Source organism: Mycobacterium sp. (assembly GCF_052144515.1).
GTDB lineage: Bacteria > Actinomycetota > Actinomycetes > Mycobacteriales > Mycobacteriaceae > Mycobacterium.
The window spans coordinates 1-17,045 of the sequence record NZ_JBKQQD010000041.1 but is presented as its reverse complement, the minus strand read 5'-3'; the positions used below and the strand labels follow the sequence as shown (position 1 = coordinate 17,045).

At 65.3% G+C, this 17,045-nt stretch carries 11 protein-coding genes and 1 pseudogene; 6 read left to right on the top strand and 6 right to left on the bottom strand.

Annotated elements, in window-relative coordinates; all coding sequences use genetic code 11:
- Positions 1 to 511 precede the first annotated feature (511 nt).
- Positions 512 to 2,371: a putative bifunctional diguanylate cyclase/phosphodiesterase gene (locus ACLP9N_RS02105; protein ID WP_442405846.1), complete on the top strand. Its 1,860-nt coding sequence runs from the start codon at positions 512 to 514 to the stop codon at positions 2,369 to 2,371.
- 19 nt (positions 2,372 to 2,390) lie between these two features.
- Here the strand turns inward: ACLP9N_RS02105 and ACLP9N_RS02100 are convergent, their stop codons facing one another.
- Both ACLP9N_RS02100 and ACLP9N_RS02095 read right to left on the bottom strand, forming a co-directional pair.
- A complete protein-coding gene (locus ACLP9N_RS02100) occupies positions 2,391 to 3,659 on the bottom strand; it encodes a PPE family protein (protein WP_442405845.1) in 1,269 nt (422 codons plus the stop codon).
- Positions 3,660 to 3,661: 2 nt separating this feature from the next.
- Positions 3,662 to 3,781: pseudogene (locus tag ACLP9N_RS02095) on the bottom strand (PE domain-containing protein); the annotation flags it as partial.
- A gap of 284 nt (positions 3,782 to 4,065) precedes the next feature.
- Between ACLP9N_RS02095 and eccE the strand changes: the two are divergent.
- Entirely contained in the window at positions 4,066 to 5,319 is a 1,254-nt protein-coding gene (gene eccE, locus ACLP9N_RS02090; RefSeq protein ID WP_442405848.1) for a type VII secretion protein EccE, read from the top strand.
- Positions 5,320 to 5,731: 412 nt separating this feature from the next.
- Here the strand turns inward: eccE and ACLP9N_RS02085 are convergent, their stop codons facing one another.
- Positions 5,732 to 6,487: an endonuclease/exonuclease/phosphatase family protein gene (locus ACLP9N_RS02085; RefSeq protein WP_442405847.1), complete on the bottom strand. Its 756-nt coding sequence runs from the start codon at positions 6,485 to 6,487 to the stop codon at positions 5,732 to 5,734.
- Positions 6,488 to 6,807: 320 nt separating this feature from the next.
- Between ACLP9N_RS02085 and ACLP9N_RS02080 the strand changes: the two genes are divergently transcribed.
- The 4 genes from ACLP9N_RS02080 (at position 6,808) to ACLP9N_RS02065 (ending at position 10,676) form a co-directional block, all read left to right on the top strand.
- Positions 6,808 to 7,065 carry a hypothetical protein gene (locus tag ACLP9N_RS02080; RefSeq protein WP_442405844.1) on the top strand — a complete coding sequence of 86 codons (258 nt, stop codon included), beginning with the start codon at positions 6,808 to 6,810 and terminating at the stop codon, positions 7,063 to 7,065.
- Positions 7,066 to 7,179: 114 nt separating this feature from the next.
- Positions 7,180 to 8,271, top strand: a complete 1,092-nt coding sequence (locus tag ACLP9N_RS02075) for a glycosyltransferase (protein ID WP_442405843.1) — start codon at positions 7,180 to 7,182, stop codon at positions 8,269 to 8,271.
- Positions 8,264 to 9,817, top strand: a complete 1,554-nt coding sequence (locus tag ACLP9N_RS02070) for a hypothetical protein (RefSeq protein WP_442405842.1) — start codon at positions 8,264 to 8,266, stop codon at positions 9,815 to 9,817. Before ACLP9N_RS02075 ends, ACLP9N_RS02070 begins: the two co-directional genes overlap by 8 nt.
- Complete coding sequence (locus ACLP9N_RS02065; RefSeq protein WP_442405841.1) at positions 9,810 to 10,676, top strand: NAD-dependent epimerase/dehydratase family protein; 867 nt, start codon at positions 9,810 to 9,812, stop codon at positions 10,674 to 10,676. The genes ACLP9N_RS02070 and ACLP9N_RS02065 overlap by 8 nt, the downstream gene beginning before the upstream one ends.
- A gap of 146 nt (positions 10,677 to 10,822) precedes the next feature.
- Here ACLP9N_RS02065 and ACLP9N_RS02060 read toward each other — a convergent pair whose 3' ends face one another.
- The 3 genes from ACLP9N_RS02060 to ACLP9N_RS02050 form a co-directional block, all read right to left on the bottom strand.
- Positions 10,823 to 14,239 (bottom strand): non-ribosomal peptide synthetase, encoded by a 3,417-nt coding sequence (locus ACLP9N_RS02060; RefSeq protein WP_442405840.1) that lies wholly within the window; start codon positions 14,237 to 14,239, stop codon positions 10,823 to 10,825.
- Between the two features lie 818 nt (positions 14,240 to 15,057).
- Entirely contained in the window at positions 15,058 to 16,029 is a 972-nt protein-coding gene (locus tag ACLP9N_RS02055; RefSeq protein ID WP_442405839.1) for a YncE family protein, read from the bottom strand.
- A 331-nt stretch (positions 16,030 to 16,360) separates the two neighbouring features.
- Positions 16,361 to 17,045: glycosyltransferase family 2 protein (locus tag ACLP9N_RS02050; protein ID WP_442405838.1), on the bottom strand; the 685-nt coding region annotated here is incomplete at its 5' end.

Sequence of the window (17,045 nt, the reverse complement as noted above, 5' to 3'; positions counted from 1 at the left end):
AAGTGGCTAACCAGATCGCCGAGCACCCGTTGACTGATCGCGGCAGAATTACCCGCGGTAGCCGCCATCAACTCGGCGGCGGCCGCCGTCACCAGATCATCCAGGGAGCCCGACATCCCTATACGGTAAACGGTCCCGGCGCTACAGCAAACGCACGCGGTCGAAATTGCGACGGCTACGCACCAAGCCCGGCCCGCCAACAGGGAATCGCAGCACAAGGCCCCTCGCACCATGGCATGCGGAGTTACGGGTCCCCTAATTCAGGATTACATCGAAAAATCGGCGCCCGGGGTGGGCGAACGTCCGGTATCTTCTCTTTTCTCGACTGATTCGCATCTGTGACCTGGCACTCGTGCCGGCATCGTAAAGGTCATAGCGGTGATGCTTGCGTTAGTTTGAGGAGTTCGACGATGACCGAGACACGGCACAAGACCGGACCAGCATGGGCCGAATCCTCCGATGAAGTGCGTGAACCGGTTGAGACCGCCCACAAAGCGGCAATCGAGGCACTGTGCCGCGCAGGCTAGATGTCGTCGTCAGCTCCGTTGCCGCCCAATTGATGGATGCTGATGCATCCATCGCTACCAAAGTGAGCCAGCAGATACTGGCGTACCTCGTCGAGCAGTTCGACGTGGACGCCGCCTTCTTACGCCACAACGACCGCAACATCCGGGCCTCGAAGTTGGTCGCGGAATGGCCACCGCGATCTAACCGTCCAGACCCGGATCCCCTGGAGGTTGTTGATTTCGCCTGCGCCGACGCCGTCTTCGCCTACTGTGCGGACGGCAAGGAACCGATCGTGATCCCGTTGAACCCGGGAGACGATGCGTACCGGGCTTACCAGGGTCGGATCGCGGAACGCCGCCGCGTCGCATCGTCGCCCTCGGTCGCCGCCGCACCGCTGGTTTCGAGGGGGGTGACCACGGGCTTGCTCGGCTTCATCACATCCGGTGCCAGGACCTGGACGCCGAAGTTGATGAACACGCTCGGCGCGATCGCGCCGATGTTTGCCGGGTTCCAGGTCCGCATCGCCACCGAAGAAAAGCTTCGCTACCTGGCTGGGCATGACGAACTGACCGATTTGTGCAATCGCCGATCGCTTCTTACGCACCTTTCCGACAGACTCGCGGCGGGACGCCCCGGACCCGTCGCGGTGTTGTATCTCGACCTCGACCGACTGAAGTCGATCAACGATTATTTCGGTCACGCCGCCGGCGATTTCTACCTACGGGTATTCGCCGAACGGCTTCAGGCGATCATGGGAGACTACAGCGTAATCGGCCGGCACGGCGGGGACGAGTTCCTCGTCATTCCGGACCCGGCGATGCCAACCGAGACCGCAGAATCACTTGCGCATCGGCTTCGAATGACGCTGGGCAGTCGCCTGAATATAGGCGACGATCTGATCACCCCGTCCGTCAGCATCGGGGTGGCGCTCGGCAATCCGGGATGCGACAACGTCGCTGATCTACTCCGTCGCGCCGATGGCGCCGTCCTGGCGGCCAAGCGCGCGGGCGGCAACCAGGTCGCGCTGTCCACCGATGACATGTCCCGCAACAGCGTCTTCCGCGACGACATCGAACTCCATCTCCAAGCCGCCATCGACAGCGACGCTCTGCTCCTGCAGTACCTGCCCGAAGTCGATTTGCTGACCGGCGCGATCCTGGGTGCTGAGGCGCTGGTCCGTTGGCGGCACCCGATACGCGGCCTGTTGCTACCGGACTCGTTCATCGGCATCGCCGAATCGGCCAACCTCGCCGGAGAGTTGGGCCGGTGGGTCATGCGAAGCGCCTGCGCCGAGTTCAGCCGGTGGCGATCTCATGGCGTGGCACGAAACGCCACACTGCGCGTAAATGTCTCGCCTCGTCAGTTGGCCATCCCCGGTTTCATCCGCAGTCTTGCGGACATCATCGACGAGTTCGGCCTCCGTGCCGACTCGGTCTGCCTGGAGATCACCGAGCGCGCTCTGGTGCGCGACATCCATACCACTCGCCGAACCCTCGCGGAGTTGAAGGAGGTGGGCGTTCAGATCGCCATCGATGACTTCGGTACCGGCTCTGCCGTCTTGTCGCACCTGAAATCACTTCCGGTAGATACGCTCAAGATCGACGTAGGATTCGTGCGCAATTTGGGCACCAACCCGGAGGATCTGGCGATCGTCCGGGCAATCATTGGGCTTGCTGAGGCGTTCGGCCTGGAATTAGTTGCCGAGGGGGTGGAGACCGCGATTGCCGCGCAGACGCTGATGCAATATGGATGTCACCGGGCGCAGGGTTTCCTGCTGTCGCGCCCCGTCGCAGCCGAAGACATGGAATCACTGCTGTCCACGAGCTGGATGCCCATGCCTTGCCTGGCTGACAGCGGGCCGTGAGTGCAGGGCTTGATCTCCCTTATCCGGCGTATACCGGGGGTTGCACCATGGTGGGACGGAAGCCGAACCTGGGAGTGTATGCGGTCGGGACGCTCGAGCCGCGTGTCACGTTGGGCAGCATCGGCATCCCGTTGAGCATGCCTTCCGACCCGGCCGGCACCGCCGGCGTCGCGCTGACGCTGGTGCCCGGCAACGCCGAGCCGACGTGGCTGAATGCCGGGGCGGCCGAGGCCCAGCTCTGTGGCACCGAGAGCGTGCCGAGCGAGGCCGCGCGCCCCACACCCGCAGTCACCTGAACGCTGCCCAGACCCGAGCCGGAGGCGCCGGTCCCCGAGCTGAAACCGTCGCCCAGTGTCAATCCCAACATCTTGATTTGGTTGGCGAGGACGGCCGATCTCGGGCCAATGGATCCGCCGAGCGAACCCGCCGAACCGATCGCCGAAAGGCCCAGAGTCGACATCGACGTAGCCGAGCCAGTCCCCGAGGCAAGGCTGATGCCCGAGGTGAATGCCGTCGACGACGATGTCACGGTCGTCAACAGCGACAGCGGCGACGCCGACGACGAGGATGACATCGAGGAAGCGATCGAGGCGAGTTCCGCCAGCGCATCAGGCGTCGCAACAGTGGTCAGCGGTGTAGACATCGCGAAACTCAGCGGGGTGGACATTGCTGAGGTAAACGGTGCCACGGTCTGCGCACTTGTACCCACAGAAGTGCTGATAGCTTGGGCGACCGCCTCGGACTGCGCAGCCAACCCGGCCGGGCTGGTGGTCGGCGCCGGCACGGTAAACGGGCTCAGCACCGACGCAGCCTGCGCCGCGGCCTGATAGGCATACATCGCCGCGGCGTCTTGGGCCCACATCTCCATGTAGTCCGCCTCGGTGGCCATGATCGCCGGCGTGTTCTGACCGAAGAAGTTCGTCGCGATCAACGCCATCAACAACGCCCGATTCGCCGCAATCACCGGCGGGGGCACAGTCATCACGAACGCCGCCTCGTAGGCGGCCACTGCCGCCTTGGCCTGCGCGCCGGTCTCCTCGGCTTGCGCGGCAGTGGTGGTAATCCACAACGCATACGGCGCGGCGGCGGCCGCCATCGCGGCCGACGACGGACCCAACCACCCACTGGTCAGGTCCGAGATCGCCGTGCCGTAGGACAACGCCGTCGAGTACAAGTCCGCGGCCAAATCATCCCAAGCCGCCGCGGCGGCCAGCATCGGTCCCGATCCTGGGCCCGTATACATCAACCCGGAGTTGATCTCCGGTGGTAACGCTGCGAAATCGAGCATTCCTAACCGCCGAAAACGGCCGTGATCGCGTGGGCGGCCTCGGTGGCCGCATACGACCCGGCGTAAGTTCCCAACATGTTCACGAACACCTTGTCAATCGCAGCCGCTTGGGCGCTGACGGTGCCGCGGCAGTCAGCGCTTCCGGCTGCGTGGACGCGAACCACAATGCGCTCCTCCTCACGGACATGGACCGCCCTGCAGAGCGCCCGCAGCAGCTAGCGTGATGTCCGACGTATCTACAAACGGGTAATCCAGTTCAAAGCCCACTATACATACTTTTTGGATGATGCGTACCGCCTCTGCAAACTCGTAGTAGGATGTGGACGACGGATAGGATGCCCCCGTGACGCTGAATGCCGACGAGGTGTTTGATGAAGGAGTTAGTGCGGCGATCGGCAAGGCGCCGATGAAGGCGCAACGCCGACTCGGGCTGGACCTATCGTGGCCGCGGCTCACTTCGGTGTTCCTCACTGACGTCGCGGTGCTTGCACTGGCAAGTCACGTGTCCGGCGTATCGCAGACCGTCGCGTTATGGGGGGGTGTGGCGGTCGCAGCGGTGCTGACGATCGCCATGGTGCCCACCGACCGCGGGATCACGGTCGCCTCAGCGGTCGCCTCAGCTCTGGCCAGGGGGGTGTGGCGTCTGTCGGCCCGGAACATGCGGGATTCGTCCCCCGACCCGGAGGCTCCACTTAGCCCGGAATGCACGCCCCCGATCGATCACCGGCGCCGCTTCAGCCGCGACGTGGTCGGGCTGCGCGAGTACCAGGGCCACCTGGTCGCGGTGATCGCCGTCGACGGGCCAGCGGACGCATCGTTGGGGCATCACCAGCGCCAGACGGTGTCGTCGGCCACTTTGCCGGTGGATGCTGTCGCCACGGGGCTACGCCAGTTCGATGTGCGCCTTGAAGCCATCGACATCGTCTCGGTGCGAAAGCGACACGTCCCCGAGGCCGCCGATCCGGCCGCCCCGCGAACCATGGACCATCGCCCCGCGCGTGTCCAGCACGGTACGTGGCTGGTGTTACGGATGGATCCGCAGCACAATGTCGCCGCGGTGGCGGCCCGCGATTCGGTGGCTTCGACCTTGGTGGCGGCCGTCGAGCGGCTCGCTGACAATGTGAACGGACAGCGCTGCGCGGCCCGGCCTTTGACCGGCGATGAGCTCGCCGAGGTGGACACCGCCGTAGCGGCGGGTCTGCAACCGACTTCGACTCCGCCGGGATGGAGTCACCTCAAGCATCCCGACGGGTACGCGACCAGCTTCTGGGTGTCGCCGCAGGACATCACTTCGGAGAAGCTGGAACGGTTGTGGCTGCACGATACCGATGCCACCGTGGTGACGATCCGACTCGCCGGAGCCGCCGGCCGGGCCGAGGTGTCGGCTTGGGTGCGCTATCACAGCAGGGAACGGCTGGGTAAAGATGTGTGGGCCGGGTTGAATCGGCTCACCGGCCGCCAGTTGGCCGCGGTGCAGGCGAGTCTGCCGGCCCCGGCGACGCGCCCACCCCAGGTGGTGCCGGCGCGGGTGCTGCGCGACCACGAGCAGCTCGCATTGCGGGTGGGTCCAACGGAAGTGGCCGCCACACCGCACTCGATGCGCCCGGCTGAAGGAAGCGATCACGCGCGGCACGCAGCGGCGGACGCGTTCGCAACGTGAGTGCGCCAGACCGGACATCCGGAACGCTGGCATAGGACGCCTGTCGCCAAAGTGATGAGCACCCGCAAGCCGCGAAAAGCACTGACGTCACAATCGGCGCCAAAGTGACCACCGACCGAATTCCGCAGGCGGCGCATAGAAATATTGCCCAACGACACCTGCAAACTGGCGTCAGCCTTGGCCATTCCGGCCACACCGGCAACCGCGCAGGAAGTACCTAATCCGCTCCCCGGCCAGTACGAAGATCGCTTGAAACCGCTTTCCCCTCAAGGTAATTCCGCACGACGAGCCCGCGAATACGTGGGGCCCTTTCTCATGGCCACGGAGACCATCTCAACACTGCAAGCATTGGAATCAATGTCGGACGGTGAACTCACGGCTCGCGATCGAGCCGTTCGCGCGCACGGCTTGACTATGGGCGCGCCGACGACCGTGGAATCGCTATCGTCACGACGAGACCTCGATGGTCCGACCCTGGAATCTTCAGCGTGCGCAGCGAAGTCGCCGTGCAGTTACGAGTGAGTATGTGGTCGATGGCGACGAACGGGGGTAGCCGCGAGTCGGCGGGGAAGGTGGGCTGGATCCCTGCTCCGGATTGTTCGGCGGCATCCCGGTAGCCGTTGCGCAGCAGGGCGCGGAGGGGTCGCATGTCGGTGGTGGAGTTCAAGTCCGCGGCGACGATCACGGCACCCGCGCCGGCTTGCTCGCCGACTTCTGACATGGTAACCGGCAACCGATTTAAGTCACGCCGCCAGGCATCGATGGGTTGCGGCCAGGGACCCGCTATGTGGGCTACGACGACGGTTGGGTCTATCGAGACGCCCGTTACGCGTATTTGCGCGGTAAGGAATGCAAATGTGTAACCGCCGATGCGCTTCGGTGCGTCTATCGGAAACCGGCTCCACATGCCGACTCCGCCAGGACCGCCGCGCGCTTCGAGCCACCGGTAGGGAAACGTTGTGTCGAGCCCAGCCCGGGAAAGCCGGTCAGCTTCTTGTGGGGTGAGTTCCTGGAGTGCAATGACATCCGCCTGCTCGCGAGCCGATCTCACGAGCCGGCTTGGATCGGCCTGCCCCTCGCGGAGGTTCGCTGAGATGACTCGGAGCCCGACACCCGTGGTTCGGGCGGCGTCCGAACCACGGTATAAGGGAAGCTGGACTGCCAGCATCGCCATAGTCAAACCGACGGCGGCTATGGCGAGAATCCAGTGTCGACCCCAGAGAAGTAAAGCCGCCGACACCGGCGCGCAGAGCATGAGGTATGGCGACAGCGCCGCCGTGATCAACGTGGCATGGTTGGTGATCGACAAGTACCGTGACGCAAAGGCGCAGCCAGCAACAACGAGTGCAACGAAGCCGATAGCGGTCTGGGGCATCCTTTGAATCTTGACAATATCAATCAGTATCGCAGCTCAGCCCTTACCGGTAAGGCGCGGCGCTCCCGGGCGGCCGCAGCGCCACGAGCGGCTAAATCAGCAATGCGGTGTCGGTGGCGAAGCGGCTGGAGGGGAAGCAGCGCTGCATCTGCGTGATCTTGGGCGCATCGGCGCATCATCCGTACGACCGGAAAATCCTCAGGTGTATCCGTCGACCACCGTTCCATGCGGCCGCCGTCGGCGGTCTGGTGCTCGGCGATGAGCACCACGCCATCGACAAACCACCTATAACCAACAAAACCGCACGTCACACCTGCTCAATCGCGATAACTTCAGACTGGCTTTACGGGGTCTCGTTAACGGCGTACTGAATACCGTACGCCCGGTCGGGGGATGCGTCTCATTCAAAGAGTATGTATAATGGCTTTAACACAAATGATCGGTTTGGGTCTTGCCGTCGGTCCGGTCCTGTTAGGGAGAAGCCCGTGTCGTTCGTAACCAGGCAGCCCGAGGCCCTGATGACCTCGGCTGTGCCTGCCACCACGACCGCGCTGCGCGCGGACGTGGTCATCTGCACCTACACGCTGGCCCGGTGGGAGCTGCTCGCACGGGCGGTCGAGTCAGCACTCGCGCAGAGCGTCGCTCCACAGCAGCTGATCATCGTCGTGGGCCACTCGGAACCGGGCGAGCGACACATCAACCATGAGTTGCTCGCCCGGTGCCGACAGGAATGGGGCGCTGGTCGCGCCGACTCGCCCGTCGAGATCGTCATCGTCGCGAGGCGGTTCGCGGGCACGAAGGGTTCGTCGCTCAACACCGCGCTGCTGCTCACCCGCGCTGAGATCGTCGCCTTCCTCGACGACGACGCCGAAGCGGCACCAGACTGGCTCGAGCGGAAGCTCGCCGTGTACGCGATGTACCCGGGAGCCGTCGCAGTCGGCGGTGCGCCACGGCCGGACTACGGGGCGCCACGGCCGTCCTGGTTCCCGCCTGATTTCGACTGGGTGTTCGGCTGCCACTACCGTTCGCTGCCGGACCGGCTCGCTCCCATACCCCACCTGATCGGCACGAGCATGAGCGCGCGTCGCGACGCCATCCTCGCTGTCGGCGGGTTCCATGCCGACTGGCACGACGACATGGACCTCTCGCACCGGATTGCCCATAGCTATGGGCCGGCCGCAGTCTGCTATGAGCCACGGGCCGAGGTGCGTCACCACGTCCCTCCGGAGAGGCTGACGTGGTCGTACTTCTGGCGGCGCTGCTTCTACGTCAACCGCAGCAAGGTGGGCGCGTTCGCCGACATGGGCGAGGCCGGCAACATCGGCGCCGAGCTGCGGTTCGGCGTGAGAATGCTGCTGGGGTTGGGGCCGGCGCTGGTCGCCGCCGTGACCGGCCGCCCCGAGCGACTGCGCCAGGCGCTGGTCGCAGTGGCGGGCGTCGCGCTGGCCGGTTGTGGGTACGTCGCTGGCAGGGTGCAGCTTGCGCGGGGTCGCCGGCCGGAGGTCCTGACGACCGGCCTGAGCGTGACCGAGGTGCGCCGGGCCCGCGCTGCCGTCTCTGCGACCGGCGATGCATAACGTCATCGTCGGGACCGGCCCGGCCGCGGCAGCGGCGATCCTCGCCCTCGCCGACGACCCGTCCGAGCAGATTACCGTCGTCGACATCGGCGAACAGCTGGCCGATGACACGGCTGCGGCGGTGGACCGGATGAGCGCGCTGGAGCCGGCGCAGTGGGCCAGCGCCGACCGCGAACTGGTCACCGTGCAGCCGGCGGAACTCGCCGGAGCGGCGCTCCCCGAAAAGCGCGCCTACGGCTCGAACCACATGTTCGTCGACCGCGGCCAGCAGCGCGGGCTCGCCATGCCCGACCGCGGGAACCAAAAGGCAGTGTCGGGTGCGCTGGGCGGGTTCTCGACGGTCTGGGGAGCGCAGATCATGCCGTTCTCCCGAGCCACATTCCGCCGCTGGCCGTTCGGGTGGGACGAGATCGAACCGCACTACCGGGCCGTGCTGGCCGAGGTGCCGCTCGCAGGCGAGGACGACGACTACGCCGACGACTTCCCGCTGCTCTCGGCGTGCGGACACCTGCCGCCGCTGTCCGCACGGACCGCAGCCGTGCTCGACCGCTACCGGCGCCATCGCGACGCCATCCGCGCGAAGGGCATCGTGGTCGGCAAGGCGCGGCTCGCATTCGCTCCGAATTCGTGCCTGCGCTGTGGCCTGTGCATGACCGGTTGCCCGTACTCACTGATCTACTCCGCGCGGCAGACTATCGACCGGTTCGTTGGCCAAGGTCGGGTGCGGCACGTCTCGCGCGTGCTGGTCACCGCGGTCGACCAGCCTGTCGGCAACACGCCGACTGTTCGCGGCATCGACCTCACGACCGGCCGCGCTATGCAGCTCAAGGCTGACCGCGTGTTCGTGGGCGCGGGTGGGCTCGGTAGCACGCGGATCGCGCTCAACTCGCTGAGCGCGCCGCCGAATCGGGTAGACCTGCAGGAGTCGGTGCAGTTTCTGATCCCGTTCGTCTCCCGCCGCACTACCGGCGATCCGCGTGGACAGCAGGACTTCACACTCAATCAATTCAATCTCCTGCTGAAGTACGACGACGAGGCATACACGACCTCGCAGGTGCACTGCTATCCGTACAACCCCACAGTGGCTGAGGCGCTCCCGGGCTGGCTCCCGGCTCGGTTGACCGGCGCTGTGCTCGGCCGAGTCACCGCGGGGCTGGGGTACCTGCCGTCCTGGCGGTCGCCCCAGATGCGGGTCGACTTGCGCACCCGGCACAAGGACGCTTTGCCCGACGTCGCGGTTCGGGTCGTGTCCAACCAGCGGCCGGCGATGCTCGTCTCGGTGCTGCGCAGGCTGAGCGCGCTCGGGCCCAAGCTCGATCTATTCCCGGTGTTGCCGATGGTGCGGATGTCCGGGCCTGGCAAGAGCTACCACTTCGGCTCGACTTTCCCGCACGGCAGCGGCTCGGATGTGCTCGGTCGCATCGGCGATTTCCGCAACGTCCACCTCATCGACGGCTCGGTGTTGCCGTCAGTCCCCTCGACCACGTTCACGCTCACGGTGATGGCCAACGCTCACCGCATCGTGTCGGCGAGCCGGCATGTCTGACCCGGGCGACCAGGCCGTCGCGATCACCGGCGCGAACGGGTACGTGGGCAGCACACTGCGCGCCGCGTTCGCCGCGTCCGGCTACCGCGTGATCGCGCTGCAGCGCTCAGCGCCGGCGACCGGCGGGACATCGGACTACGTGCCCTACTCCCTGGAGGATGGACCCGCGGCACGGCTGCCCGACGACGTGGCCGCGGTCGTCCACTGCGCCTACGACCTGCGCGCCCGCGACCGCGCCGAGATCGAACGGATCAACCTCGGCGGCACTGACAAGCTCATACGCGCGGTCGGTGACGTCCCGATCGTTTTCATCTCCTCGATGTCCGCATACTCTGGCACGCTGCAGATCTACGGCCGGACCAAGCTAGCCTGCGAGGACCTCGTCGCCGCGCACGGTGGGACGTCACTGAGGCTCGGCCTCGTCCACGGCGGCGACGACGGCGGCATGATCGGCGCGTTGCGCAAGGTGGCCGGGCTCCCTCTCGTCCCGATGCTGCGCCCGGACTCCTACCAGTACGCCATCCACGCCGAAGACATGGCGAAGTGTGTACTCGCGACCGTCGAGCAGCCTCCGCCACACCGCGTCCTCGGCGTGGCCGCCCCGCGCCGGGTGCCGTTCAGCGAGATCATTCGCACACTGCGCGCGGCCGCCACGTCCAAATCGCTCCGTCCCATCCCGGTACCCTCCACACTGCTTTACCGCGCATTGCGCGGGGGCGAGGCGGTTGGCCTCCGGATCGGGTTCCGCGCCGACTCGCTGCTCGGGCTCATGCATCCCGCACCGGACGTCCCACACGTCGGCTACTGGGCAGAGCGGGGCATTTCACTGCGGGACTTCGCAAACGACGCCGGACGATGACCGGCACGGCGACGGCGCCTGGCGGGACTGGGCGTCAACCGGCACATGGTGCACTAGCTTAGCTTAGCTAATTAAAGTGACGCTCCTGGTCCAGGGGCGTCGGGCACATCGACGTCGTCGACGAATCGCCCGCGGGCTGCACCTGGTCATGGACGACGCCACTGGGACTCACTTCGCCCGGTATCGCCGCAGCGTTGCCACGGGGCGTCTACGCGTGTCGATGCCCTCGCTTTACCAAGGGACTCGAGCATCATCGGCGCGAGCTGCTTCACCTCGGACAGATCGAGCAGGGTGCCGTGGTCACCCGCAAGACGATGAACCGTCAAGGTTCCTTTGTGAAATTCATCCCACCCCAATAGGTCTGCCTCCATATCGGCTACGGAGGCTTCGCTCACGAACAGGTGCATCGGCACCTCATGTCCGGGCTGCTGATAGCGGCATACGATCTCTGTGGCGCCGCGATAGTCGAAGTCGATCTGTGGCCACAGCGCACCGGGGCCATTCCGAAGCAGCCGGAGCGCGACCTCGGCGCATTTGGCCCACCGCTCACGCGCGGGCTGTTGGCGTAACCGGCGAAGCTGCCATCGCAGCGTCAGCTGCGCCCGCAGCAGTTGCGCCATCGGTGGCGCCTCAGTATCGAGAATGCCCAGCCAGTCGACTTGCTGGCCGGCGTCGACAGCCTGACGGGCAACTTCGTAGGCCAGGAGCCCACCGATCGAATAGCCGACCAGCGCAAGCGGACCATCCGGCTGCCGGTCGCGGATCGCTGAAAGGGCCTGGCTGGCATGTTGTTCGATGCTCAGGGATCGGTCGAACCGCCCACCTGGCTGTTCGGGGATCAGCGCGTGTACCGGCTGCGCGGCACCCCACTGCGCCGTAAAGTGTCTTAGGCTCATCGCTGACGGATGATCCGCGAAGATGAAATGCAGCGGTGGGCCGGACCTCACTTCGTTGGTCCTGCTGGGGCTTTCGGCACTTAGTAACTCGGCAAGTCCTGCAATGGTTCTGCCGCTATCGAGGAACGCCGCAAGCGGCAGTGGCATACCAAATGTCCGCTGAATTTTGGAGATCAGCCGCTGCGCCAGCAGAGAGTGGCCGCCCATATCGAAGAAGTCGGAGTTGACGTCAGCCACGGGCACGCCCAGCACGTCGGCCCACAGCCGCGCGACACGTCTTTCCATATCGTTACGAGGACGCTGATCCCCGGGGTGCCCGGCTCCCAGCGGCGACGGCGCTGGCAGTGCAGCCTTGTCGAGCTTCCCGCTCGCGGTTATCGGGAACGCGCTCAGATGCACGAACGCGCTTGGGACCATATATTCGGGCAGCCGGTGGCGTAGCCAACCGCGTGCCTCGGCGTCGCTCGGGCACCCCGGCTCGCCGACGATATACGCAACCAACTGCTGCCCGCCGCTGGGAGCCTCACGAGCGACCACAGCACAACGGCCCACGTCTGGGTGCTCGGCCAGCGTTGATGCGATTTCGTCCGGCTCGACGCGCATCCCACGGATCTTTACCTGGTCGTCGTAGCGGCCCAGGTATTGTATTCGGCCATCGGGCAGAAACCTGCCACGATCGCCGGTCCGATAGATCCGCCCGCCGACATGGAATGGATCGTCTCCGAACCGGCGCGCGTGCTCGTCAGGGCGATTGAGATAGCCGCGAGCCACACCGACGCCGCCGATGACGATCTGCCCGGGAACGCCGATCGGTTGCATCCGTCCGCGTGAATCGACAACGTACACGCGCACGTTCGGCAAGGGTCTGCCCACCGTCACGGTGTCTCCCTTGGCCAGCCGCGAGAAGTTGGAGCCTATCGTGGCCTCGGCGGGGCCATAGCCGTTCCAGACCGCCGGGCACCGTTGCAACAGCGCTTCGGCGAGCGCCTCGGTCAGCGTTTCGCCGACAGACACCACCGTTAAGTGAGGGTCGCCGTTCCAGCCGACGGCGACTAGCGCCTCCCAAAGGGTCGGTGTGGTCATCATGTAGGTCGCACCGGTGCCCGCGATCAGCCGGCTCAGCGCATCCGGATTCGTCGCCTGTTCGACGGTCGCAAGCACGAGCCGTGCCCCGCACGCCAGCGCACAGAAGACGTCGGCGAGCGCGGCGTCGAAGCTGATGGAGGACGGCGACAGTACGGTGTCGGAAGCGGTGACGCCGAACTCGCCAAACATGGTCAGCATCACATTGGCCAGGCCGCGATGTTCGACGAGCACCCCCTTGGGGCGGCCGGTGGAGCCCGACGTGTAGCTCACATAGGCAAGATCAGCGGGGGACACTGTAACTGACGGATTGAACTTCAGTGCTGGGCGCGCTGGCCACGGATCGTTGAGGTTGATCACCTTGGCCGTGGCCGTGTCTCCGCCAGTCGGCAGCGGACGATCGGTGAGAATAATGGCCGCGCTGGTGTCGTTGATGCTAAAGGTGTTGCGGGCGGCCGGCTGACGGGGATCCAGCGGCAGGAACGCTGCGCCGGACTTAAGAATTCCGAGAAGCGCCGCCACCAGATCGGGCTTGCGGTCAAGCAGGACGGCCACCACCGTGCCGGTCCCGGCGCCCGCGGCCAGCAGTCGCGCGGCGATGTCCTCGGCGCGGTCGTCGAGTTGGCGATAGGTCAGTGCCTCATCGCCGACCTGTACGGCTACCGAGTCGGGCGTTCGTTCGGTCTGCGCCCGGATTATCTCATGGACGCACTGTGACGAAATACCTTGTGGCGCCTCAGGGTTCCAGCTCAGCTGACGCCGGCGCTCTGCCCTTGTGACCAAGTCATGTTGAGCGATCGGTACGTCGGGCGCGGCTGCCACGGCTTGCAGCAGCCGCACCCAGTGCGCGGCCATGGCGCGTGCCGTCGCGCGCTCGAACAGATCAGTGCTGAACATTAACCGGCCCGCGACGTGCCCCTCGGGCCGCTCGTCCAGCTCGATTTCGATGTCGAACCTCGCCGATCCCACGGCATCAGCAACGTCGCATTCAATCAAATGCAACGACCAGTCGTCGGCCAGCGAGGTCATCGGTGGCATTAGGTTCAGCGCGGTTTGAAAAAGCGGGTTGTTGCGCGGATCTCGCGGCACGCCGAGTTCAGCGAGCAAGGTTTCGAACGGCACCGCGTCGCTGAGCGCCTCGGTGACCACGCCGCCCACGCGGTCCACCAGCTCGATGAAGGTCTCTTGGCCGGTCACCTCACACCGCACGACCACAGGGGTTTCGCAATAGCCGGCCACCGTCAACAGGTTCTTGCGCCAGCGCAAGTCATGGGGGGTACCGAACACCACGTCAGTAGACTCGGTGTAGCGATGCAGCCACCACGCGTGTGCTGCGGTGAGCGCGTGGAAAAAGGTGCCGCCGGCACGTCGAGCGGCGCCGCGTAGCCCTTCAACGGTGGCGTAGTCGATCGTCAGCGGAATCGTCCCGCCGGCGAACCGTTGTCCCGCGGGCCGTTGGTGGTCGATAGGCAGTTGTGTCGGTGTCACGTCGGCAAGACGACCACGCCAGCGCGCGATTCGGGCCGCTGCGGTCGGCCCGGAAAGCCAATCTCGTTGCCTACCGCCATCAAGGACAGCGCTCATGTGCCGTCACCCCCGTCTCCGAGCGTCAAAGGCAGCCTCACGCTCCTGCAGCACCCCTCCTGCCGCTGGGAGCACTCGCTTTCGAGCACACCCGGAACAGTCTGCGAAACTCCCTAAGGCGTATCTGAAAATCATGTTCGTTGCGGCCTTGAACGAAAAGCCCCTGTCTGTCACACGACCGGCGAACAGGAGCATTTCTCGCTGCGCGGTCACGAACGACATGTGCTCCTCCTAACGGAAGCAGGCCGACCCGGAGGCGAGCCGTGGGTACGGCCGCTGCCTGGTACGACGTCCTCATATACCGACAATCGACCAAATAGGTACTCTACATACTTTTATCATTATAGATGGCAGATATCCAATCTTTCAGTTTTCTCATAGTAAACGGAAACATCGTCACACCCGAGAGACGCGGGAGAACGGACCGCGCGCCGTGTCAGGCAATTAGCCCATAAGGTGTCCGTCCGAGCTGCGGGCGCGGGCGGCGCGGATTGTTGCCGCGATCAGCGACCAGCACGAGTCGGCTAGGCGGTGCTGGGCGAGGTTGTCTGGCACTAACGCGAGCATTCATTCTCGACCGATCGCTTGTCAGGATGGCGTGGGAGGAATCGGGGTAGTTCCGGGCGCTTGCGGACTCGTCCGGTGCCGTGCTGTCTCGGTTGCCCGATCAGCGCCACCACATACTGAAATCCCGGGTCGCGACCATTCGTTAACGACTCTGTCGACCTCCTGTAGGCGAGGCCCGTCCTACCTCGACGGCACAGTCCGCTGGCGGCGGGTCTCGCAGCGCTGCAAGCCCACTCAGATCTAATGGATGCCTATCGAGCCTTGACCACCGAGACCATGTGGTCGGCGTAGTTGGTGACGTAGACGGTGCGGGTGGCTGGATCCACCGCTACCGCGTCCGGGTTGTTGCCGACGGGCACGGTTGCGGCGACGGCGTGCGTCGACCCGTCGATCACCGACAGCGTGTCGTCGGCGAAGTTGGTGACGTAGACGGTGTGGGTGGCTGGATCCACCGCTACCCCGAACGGGTTGTTGCCGACGCGCACGCTGTCGGTGACGGTGTTCGTCAACGCGTCGATCACCGACACGGTGGGGTGGCCGTAGTTGGCGACGTAGATGGTGTGGGTGCCTGGATCCACCGCTACGCCGCCCGAGGTGTTGCCGAGGGGCACGGTGGCGGTGACGGTGTGCGTCGACCCGTCGATCACCGACACCGTGTGGTCACCGGAGTTGGTGGCGTAGACGGTGTGGGTGGCTGGATCCACCGCCACCCCGAACGGGCCGTTGCCGACGGGCACAGTGGCGATGACCGTGTGCGTCAACCCGTCAATCACCGACACGGTGGGGTGGCCGTAGTTGGCGACGTAGACGGTGTTGGTGCCTGGATCCACCGCCACCCCGAACGGGGTGTTGCCGACGGGCACAGTGGCGGTGACCGTGTGCGTAAACCCGTCGATCACCGACACCGTGTGGGAGTCGGAGTTAGCGACGTAGACGGTGTGGGTGCCTGGATCCACCGCCACGCCGTCCGGGTGGTGGCCGACCGGCACGGTGGCGATGACCATGTGCGTCGACCCGTCGATCACCGACACCGTTTCGGGGAGGTTGTTGGTGACGTAGATGGTGTGGGTGCTTGGGTCCACCGCCACCGCGTTCGGGGTCGTGCCGACGATCACGGTGTTCACTTGCACCGGCCGGTTCACATAATGGATCACAGCGAACAGGCCGGCGACTATGACCGCAAGTGCGAGCCCCATCATCGCCTCGAGTTGGGCAGGATGCATGGTGGCCAGTCGCGCAATCGGGCGTTTCGTGGTCCGCTTCGGCTCGTGACTGGCTTGTTGTCCTTGCCGGGACGGTTCGGACGCGGGCCGACTGGCTGGCTGGCGGGTTCTGTATTCGGGCCGACTGGCTGGCTGGCGGGTTCTGTATTGGGGGCGACTGGCCGGCTCGTGGGTTCTGTATTCGGGCCGACTGGCCGGCTCGTGGCTTCTGTGCTCGGTCCAGGTCAGCACTCCGGCGTTGTGGGACACCGAGATTCGCGTGCCGTCCGAGGAACGCTGCCGACCCCCATTACCTGGATCCAGGTATTCGGGAACGCGATCGCGTTCTCTATCAATACGTTGGCTGCGGATCATTCTTGCTCTCAGCCAATCGACTGCCATGTGATCGCGTAGGCCACGGCACTCGTCGGGCCGGTTCCGCGCGGCGTTGACGCCGGACTTCGCGCAGGTACAGCCAAGCACCCTGGAGGAGGCCCTTCCTGCCCGCCCGCAGAAGATTTTCCGGGACCCCCCCGGTCGGCAAATCCGGCTGCCCGGAGCCGCGGTTGGCCAGCATCCGTTTTACCCCTCGGGGGACGAACCTGAGGATTCGCCAGACATATTTCGGCGATGTCAGGATCATGCTCATATAGAACGCGGTGAGACCCGCGGAATACCCGAAGAACTGCTTCTCCAGGGCTGCGTTGGTCCGGCGGTGGTAGTGCCAGGTGACGGCCGGTGGCCAATACAGGATCGTCGAGCCCTTCTCGAGCACAAGCGAAAGAGCTCGCGTCTCCTCGCCACCATGCGTCAAGGTCCCGGCGCCGAGCCGATTATCGAAGCCGCCGATGGCGCGCAGCACGTTGGTACGGAAGGCCATATTGCCGCCGGCGCCGAAGTTCGGCAGTGGGTACAGGGGATCGAATACCGACGGTCCGCCCGCAAGTAGCGGAACCGGCTCGCTGCCGCGGCCCTTGTTGAACCCACCGTAGCGCTCGAAGTTGATTTGGGCGCCGGTTTCCAACTCGGCCGGCAGC